This window comes from Pseudomonas sp. MHK4 (assembly GCF_054600775.1).
Genome location: NZ_BAAIAK010000057.1, coordinates 1 through 555, shown reverse-complemented (window position 1 = coordinate 555; position 555 = coordinate 1). Strand labels below are relative to the sequence as shown.

Here is a 555-nt window from a genome sequence, read left to right as displayed (position 1 = left end):
GCGACGTGCGCCAGTCGCCGCTGATCGCGCTGATGAACACCCTGGCCTACCAGGGACAGGCCGGCACACGGACCCAGGCGTTGGCCGACTCGCTGATCAGTTCGGCGCAAAAGCTGATCGCCCAGGCCCCGGTGCCGCTGATCGAGCAGCCACTGCAGGGACCCAAAAGTCCCCTGGACGCCACCTTCGGCCCGCTGCTGGCCCTGCTCGGCAAAACCGCCGAAGGCCAGGACGAGCGCGAGCGCCTGAGCCTGCAAGCCTTCCTCAACCAGGTCACGCGCACCCGCCTGACCTTGCAGCAGGTCAACCACGCCGCCGACCCGCAGAACATGACCCAGACCCTGGCGCAGACCGTGTTCCAGGGCAAAAGCATCGACCTCACCGACACCCGCGCCTATGGCAGCCAGCTCGCCGCCAGCCTCGGCGCAGAGTGGGGCGGTATCGGCCAGACCCTGTTCGTGCAGCCGCTGGAGCAAGCCTGGCAGCGCGTCCTGCAACCCTCGGCCAGCAGCCTCAACCGCCAGTGGCAACGGGCGATCGTCAGCGAATGGGACG

1 pseudogene is annotated in these 555 nt (G+C 68.5%); it reads left to right on the top strand.

What is annotated here, in order from left to right:
• Positions 1-555: pseudogene (locus tag ACYP2Q_RS31495) on the top strand (ImcF-related family protein); the annotation flags it as partial.